The organism is Pantoea rodasii (assembly GCF_002095465.1).
Taxonomy (GTDB): domain Bacteria; phylum Pseudomonadota; class Gammaproteobacteria; order Enterobacterales; family Enterobacteriaceae; genus Pantoea; species Pantoea rodasii.
Genome location: NZ_MLFP01000055.1, coordinates 1 through 1,747, shown reverse-complemented (window position 1 = coordinate 1,747; position 1,747 = coordinate 1). Strand labels below are relative to the sequence as shown.

General features: G+C 67.4%; 2 pseudogenes. Both read left to right on the top strand.

The window, feature by feature from the left end:
* A pseudogene (locus HA45_RS28485) lies at positions 1-190 on the top strand (transcriptional regulator); the annotation flags it as partial.
* Between the two features lie 528 nt (positions 191-718).
* A pseudogene (locus HA45_RS23265) lies at positions 719-1,747 on the top strand (PAS domain S-box protein); the annotation flags it as partial.

The window sequence follows — 1,747 nt, the reverse complement described above, 5'->3', positions numbered from 1 at the left end:
GCGAGCTCCGCCTGGCCGCCGGCCTGTCGCAGGAGGCCGCCGCCGAGCGGTTTGAGCTCAGCCTGCGCGTCTGGCAGATGAAGGAGGCGGCAAAAATCCCGCCCCCCTGAGCCAGGGAGAGTACGAACTCCTGCTGCTGCTCGCCGGGCGACACCCGCACTATGCCCTTGTGCCGCAAGCGAAAAAGTAGCAGGCTCTGTCCGCTGACGGCCCGCTGAAGTTCAGCCGGGCACGGCCGATAAGAGGATAAGGACATGAGCGGTAAATACTACTACGCGGCGCGACGCGGACGCCCCGCGATCGAAGAGGTACACTGCGCGGGCTGCGGCGAGCTGGCTGAGGCCGGCGGGGGCCGCTTTCTCGGCACGTTTTATTCCCTCAGGCACGCGCTTCAGTCCGCGCGCCTGCGGCACCCCGACTGCGTTATCTGCCTGCGCTGCGCCTCCCTTCAGCGCTGAACGCGGCCAGGAATGGTCCTGAAATGACGTTTTCGTGATGCCCGTACTGCAGGGCGTCACTGTATCCCTGACCCCGCCCGCGGCGACGGGGCAGCCTGACGGACCTTTCTTCCGGCGGCGGGGCGGCAGGCATTTCTGCGGCCCCGTCTGATTGAACGTGTCCCCTTTTTGCTGTGTCATGCCGGCCACAGCTCTTATCACCTGGGGGAACGACCCTGAAACGCCCGACATCAGACCACGAGGCCGCCCGCCTCGCGGCGCTGGCACCCTATCAGCAGGCGGATGCGCTGCCGGAAAACGCACTCGACCGGCTCACCACGCTCGCCGCACGCCTTTTTCGCGTGCCCACCGCCTTCGTCTCGCTGATTGACGACCAGCGCCAGTTGTTCTCGTCCCGCTACGGTCTGAACATCACCGGCACCGCCCGCAGCGTCGCCTTCTGCGACCACACGCTGGCGCAGGGGGAGATCCTCTGCGTACCGGATACCCTGGACGATCCGCGCTTTCACGACAGCCCGCTGGTGCACGGCTACCCGCACATCCGCTTTTACGCGGGGATCCCGCTGACTACCCCGGACGGGCACCACATCGGCACCGTGTGCCTGACCGACACGCAGCCGCGCCCGCCGCTCACGGACGATGACCGCCAGCACCTGGCGGACATCGCCGCACTGGTGATGGACCGGATGGAGGTCCACCGGCTGGAACTGCTGCGCCACGCCAGCCAGCAGCGGCTGGAGTCCATTTCGGCCACCTCCCCGGACGCCATCATCTGCACCGACCTGCGCCGGGGCATTACCTTCTGGAACCCGGCCGCCACCGCGATGTTCGGTTACGGTCCGGAGGAAATGGCGGGCCAGTACGTGGCCGGGCTTATTCCCGAACGCTGCCAGACCGACTACCGCAACGAGCTGGATCGCCTCACCGGCGCGGAGGCGGCGATTTCACTGCCGCGCACGCTGCAGATATGGGGGCTCAGGCGCGACGGCCGGGAGTTCCCGGCCGACGTATCGTTCTCGGGCTGGCGGGAGGCGGCGAACGCCTGGTGGGAATGATTATCCGCGACGTTACCGCCCGGCACGAGAGCGAGGCGAGGCTCTGCGAGCTCGCCTCGCTGGACATGCTGACCCGCCTGGACAGCCGCGGCGCATTTATGCAGCAACTGGGGCAGCTGACGGAGGCCGGCGTGCCGTACACCCTGCTGATGACCGACCTGGACGGCTTCAAGGAGGTCAATGACACGCTCGGACACGCCGCCGGAGACGCGCTGCTCTGTCACGTGGCGGAGC